This window comes from Dokdonia ponticola (genome assembly GCF_042653865.1).
Lineage (GTDB): Bacteria > Bacteroidota > Bacteroidia > Flavobacteriales > Flavobacteriaceae > Dokdonia > Dokdonia ponticola.
On record NZ_JBHSFV010000033.1, the window covers coordinates 1 to 5042 of the forward strand.

A 5042-nucleotide genomic window follows, 5' to 3' on the forward strand; every position below is an offset into this window, starting at 1 on the left:
TCAGCAGAATCCTTTAATGCAAAAATCAAAGCATTTAGAGCACAATTCAGAGGTGTCAAAAATGTAGAATTCTTCCTATTTAGATTAACTAGAATATTTGCATAAACACAACAATTGGTCTTGATCCCTATTTAGATTAACTAGAATATTTGCATAAACACAACAATTGGTCTTGATCCCACTTATGGTCGTGTTGAAACATATAGAAAACAAAAAAGCTTCTCGTATTGGAGAAGCTTTTTAAAGAGCCGATGGAGGGACTCGAACCCACGACCTGCTGATTACAAATCAGCTGCTCTAGCCAGCTGAGCTACATCGGCATTGCGGCTGCAAATATAAAATAGTATCTCATATTTGCAACAACTTTTTAAAAAAAAAATTATAATTTATTAATACGTTCTACAAGAGCTGTTGCTTTTTCCTCAAGCTCAGCACGTACTGTCTTTATATGTTTTTTCCTGTTTTCTACTTTTCTGTCATTTACTTTTGCGATAAGCACATCAAAAGTCTCAATTGCATCATCAATTACTGCTTCGCCTTTTGAAGCTTCTGCGTCTGGATTAATTGCTTCCCAAACGTATACAGCATCAATGATATCTCCTAATACAAAATTGATGTCTTTCTTTAAATCTCTAATATTTGCCATAATCTTTTATTTGGTGCAAAATTAAGATAATTTAGAGCGTTTTACAGATAAACTTCAAGAAATTTAGCCCCTTCGCCTTTAAGTTGTACAGATGTGCACGCCGCAGGAATTAATACGGTCTCCCCTAGGGCCAATTCATACGTATTCTCATTGTGAATACAGGTCATTTTCCTAGCAACTACCATAAGTACTGTAAAACTATCAGAGCGATCTATGATGTGAGAAGACGATCCTAATTGCACAATATCTGTTTTAAAAAATGGGCAGTGTTTTAACACTTGTACACCTATTTTCTCAGGGTCATGTGGTAAAATATAATTATCTGGATTTTTGTACTGCAATGCTTTACGAGCATTTTCTATATGTAATTCTCGTAAACTACCGTCTGCCTGTGGCCGATCATAATCATACACCCGATAAGTTATATCTGATGTTTGCTGAATCTCTGCTAGTACAACTCCTTTTCCTATCGCATGAATCAATCCTGCTTGTATAAAAAACGAGTCTCCAGCCTTGACGTTTATATATTGAAGATGGTCATTTAGCGTTCCGTTAGCGATGGAAGCGTCAAATTTTTCTGGGGTCATCTCTCCTTCAAAACCAATAATAATTTGCGCTCCTGGATCGGCTTTTATGATATACCACATTTCTGTCTTTCCCTTTCCCCCGTGCAGTGCTTCAGCGAGTGTGTCATCGGGATGAAGTTGTACTGACAAATTATCGGCGGCAGCAATGTATTTAATGAGAAGTGGGAAGTTATTGCCAAATCTATCTACGACGGGTGCGCCTAAGACCGCTTTCGCGAAAGCGGATACCACCTCCCCTAATGTTTTCCCCTTTAAATCACCTTGTGTCACCACGCTTTGTCCATTGGGTAGGTCTGCAATTTCCCAACTTTCGCCGAAAGGGACATCCTTATCTGTTTTGGATAAAAATGTTTTAAGTTGTTTGCCACCCCATATTTTTTCTTTGAGTATCGGCTGAAACTGAATCGGGTACCAATGAGTAATCTTCATATAGGAATTGATTTATGATCTGGGTTATAACATGTCTGTCAAATAGTTTTTTGTTTTTATTTATCCTCCTGTATACACCACAAAATTACGAGGCGTTTCATATAAAGTAATCGTGAGATCAAATTTTGGATCAAGTACGGGTTTCATTTTATTGTATATGACAACAGCTATGTTTTCGGCTGTAGGATTCAGGTCTTTGAATTCGGGGACTTCGAGGTTTAAGTTTTTATGATCAAAAGCGTCTTCTACTTCTGACTTAATCAAATCTTTGACAATTTTTAAGTCGATTAAATATCCTGTTTCTGGATTGATTTCTCCAGTAATCCCTACAATGAGTTCGTAATTATGTCCGTGAAAATTAGGGTTACTACATTTTCCAAAGACATTTGTATTGGTCGCTTCATCCCAATCTTTTCTGTACAAACGGTGAGCGGCATTAAAATGTGCATGTCTGTTTACGGTGATTCTCATGACTCTAAATGGGAATAAAATTTTTCAAAAATAATTTTAAACCACTCCGTATACATTTCTGGATGCCCTTGTATGTCTTCTTTTACGTGTTCTAATGGCATCCACTTCCAAGAAGCGACTTCATCTTCGTTGATAATAGGTTCATCATTATAGGTTCCTAAAAGAATATGATCAAGCTCATGCTCTGTGAGGCCATTGTCAAAAGGAGCTTTGTAAATGAATGAGGTGGTTTCTTTAAGCGGAACCACAAAGCCCATTTCTTCTTGTAATCTTCGGGTACCCGCCATGATGTTAGTCTCTCCATCCCGCTGATGACTACAACAGGTATTGGTCCATAACCCTGGAGAATGGTATTTATGCAGGGCTCTTTGCTGTAACATAAGCTCATTTTTATCATTAAATATAAAAACGGAAAAAGCGCGATGAAGGACTGCTTTTTCGTGAGCTTCCATTTTAGGCATTAAGCCTATTTGATTATCCTGTTCATCGACCAGGATGACGAGTTCTTCTTTCATAGAGTGTAAAAATACAAAATAGGCTTATTTATTAAATAAAAAAAGCGCCCATAAATTGAGCGCTTTTAAAATAGACGTAGATTTCCTTTATCTATCCCCCAATATAATAAATTCACTACGCCTATTGTCTTGATGTGCGGCTTCACTACACGCTACATTATTTGTACAGTTATTTACAGGTTGTGACTCTCCATAACCTCTCCCTGTTAATCGTGATCTGTCTATGCCATTATCCACGAGCCATTGTATGGTCGCATCATTTCTTTTTTGCGATAAACGCTCATTGTATATATCATTTCCTCGACTATCTGTATGTGATCGTACGTCAATACGTAAGGTAGGGTATTCTTCCATTACTGATTGTACTTTTGCTAATTCTACCGCTGCATCTTGTCGTATAGTATATCGATCAAAATCAAAATAGATAGGGTTTAAGTCCAAAATAGTAGTGATATCTGTTCCAGGAATTAATGGTTTATTTATCTTTTCTAATTGTAACAATTCGTTAAGGGAGGCAGATGTCGCAGGAGTCGTAATCATTATTTCTTCAGGAATATAGCCTTCTTTTTCCGCTCTTACTAGCATTTCTCTATCACAGCTAGGATCAAAAGAAAAAGTAGCCGTTGCATCTGTAACTTCAGTCCCAAATACATTTTTGTTTATATCATATAACGTCACTGTTACCCCAGATAACTTTTCTCCAGTATCTTTATCAGTAACCAGTCCTGTCAAATCAATAACGCATGGAGGCGGTGGTGTTTTGATACGCTCCAGCATATAAATATCATCATTTACAGCTTCTTGTGCTCGATTTGAAGAAAGGAAGCCTTTATTAGAAACATGATCAATAATAAAAGCAAAATCATCTTTTGATGTATTTACAGGTGCTCCTAGGTTTATAATCGCAGACACTTCTCCATTATCCCCTACCGTTGTTTGAAAAACGTCTAATCCTCCTAGCCCCAAATGCCCGTTGGATGCAAAATACAAATCATTCTCATCACATATAAATGGATAGGATTCTCTCCCTTCTGTATTAATCTGATCTCCTAAATTTACAGGCGCACTATATGTGCCATCATCTTTTATAGTAACATACCATAAATCTGCATCTCCAAAAGTTCCAGGCATATCCGAAGAGAAATACAATCTTTTTTCATCAGGACTTAATGCTGGATGGGCTATTGTATACGCATCGCTAGAAAAAGGAAGCTCTTCGATTGCACTCCATTTATCTTTATTATTTTTTACTGCTTTATAAATCTTTAATTTATTAATTCCGTCTGCATCATCTCTATAATTCCCATCATTATAATTATTACGGGTAAAGTACACTGTATTTCCATCTTTTGTAAATACAGGAGTACTTTCATGAAAAGGGGTGTTAATTCGTCTATCAAATTTTTTGGTATTCTTAAGAGTTGCTTCTTGACTATACACCAAGTCTACGGGGACTTCGTAAAGGTCTAGAAACGGTTGCCCATTCCATGCGTGTACCCTTTTTACAAAAGATCCTGTGTCTTTTGCCGAAGAAAAAATAAGTTTATCTTCATAAAAAGCAGCTCCAAAATCGGAATATCCAGAGTTAATTGTTGTTTCTGTGACCGTATACATGTCTTTATAAGCATCAATATCTTCTAAATAATCTGGATGATTCTTAAAAATTTGTGCTCTTTTATCACTTTCGTTTAATTCAGCAAATCGAGACATGATCTCATCAGAACGTTTGTAATCTTTAGTTCCTTTAAGCGCTATTGCATACCTAAAATACGTTTCTGCGTCTACGTTATCAGCATATTTTTCGATAAGTTTTCCGTACCAAAGTTGTGCTTTCTCATATGATGCATTCAAATAATAGGAGTCACCTAATCTTTTATAAAGATCGGCAGATTCATATCCCTTATCTGCTACTTTTTGATAAATTTCTTGTGCGTTTACGAACTCAAAATTAGTATAGACTTTATTTCCTCTAGAAATTTTACTTTGCTGAGCTATTGTAATGACAGGGGTAGATAAAATAAATAAGAGAATAAAATACTTTTTCATGAGTATAAATATTAGAAGAATCTAGGAGTTAATAACCTATCATATTCGTTAAAGAGCTCAAAACGTAAGAATACTTCAAAACTTCCGTCATTAAATGTTGTATTGCCCAAATCTGTAGTCTCCCGATCATATGCAAGACCTATGAGCATACTGTCTGATACTTGAAAACCTGCAAGACCACTAAATGCGGCATCCCATCTATATGCAGCACCTAAATGCAACTTCTCTAGAAATAAGAAATTTGCTGTAAGATCTACTTGTAAAGGAGCTCCAGCTACCGCTTTAATCAATGTACTTGGCTTGAATTTTACTTGGTCAGAAATATCAAAAGCATATCCTAATATTCCG

6 protein-coding genes, 1 tRNA gene and 1 pseudogene are annotated in these 5042 nt (G+C 36.2%); 1 reads left to right on the top strand and 7 read right to left on the bottom strand.

Going from position 1 to position 5042, the window contains the following annotated elements:
- Positions 1–105: pseudogene (locus tag ACFO3O_RS22635) on the top strand (ISAon1 family transposase); the annotation flags it as partial.
- A gap of 141 nt (positions 106–246) precedes the next feature.
- Here the strand turns inward: ACFO3O_RS22635 and ACFO3O_RS22410 are convergent.
- The 7 genes from ACFO3O_RS22410 to ACFO3O_RS22440 all read right to left on the bottom strand — a co-directional run.
- Positions 247–320, bottom strand: a tRNA-Thr gene (locus ACFO3O_RS22410).
- A gap of 59 nt (positions 321–379) precedes the next feature.
- Positions 380–646, bottom strand: coding sequence for a hypothetical protein (locus ACFO3O_RS22415; RefSeq protein ID WP_379983057.1), 267 nt, complete (start codon positions 644–646; stop codon positions 380–382).
- A 41-nt stretch (positions 647–687) separates the two neighbouring features.
- Positions 688–1662 (bottom strand): type I phosphomannose isomerase catalytic subunit, encoded by a 975-nt coding sequence (locus tag ACFO3O_RS22420; RefSeq protein ID WP_379983058.1) that lies wholly within the window; start codon positions 1660–1662, stop codon positions 688–690.
- A gap of 60 nt (positions 1663–1722) precedes the next feature.
- On the bottom strand, positions 1723–2133 hold the full coding sequence (locus tag ACFO3O_RS22425; RefSeq protein ID WP_379983059.1) for a 6-pyruvoyl trahydropterin synthase family protein: 411 nt from the start codon (positions 2131–2133) through the stop codon (positions 1723–1725).
- The gene (idi, locus tag ACFO3O_RS22430; protein WP_379983060.1) at positions 2130–2648 is read right to left on the bottom strand and encodes an isopentenyl-diphosphate Delta-isomerase; all 519 of its coding nucleotides are present in this window, start codon (positions 2646–2648) and stop codon (positions 2130–2132) included. The genes ACFO3O_RS22425 and idi overlap by 4 nt, the downstream gene beginning before the upstream one ends.
- 87 nt (positions 2649–2735) lie before the next feature.
- Entirely contained in the window at positions 2736–4694 is a 1959-nt protein-coding gene (locus ACFO3O_RS22435; protein ID WP_379983061.1) for an OmpA family protein, read from the bottom strand.
- Positions 4695–4705: 11 nt separating this feature from the next.
- A partial coding sequence (locus ACFO3O_RS22440; protein ID WP_379983029.1) for a type IX secretion system membrane protein PorP/SprF occupies positions 4706–5042 on the bottom strand: 337 nt, incomplete at its 5' end.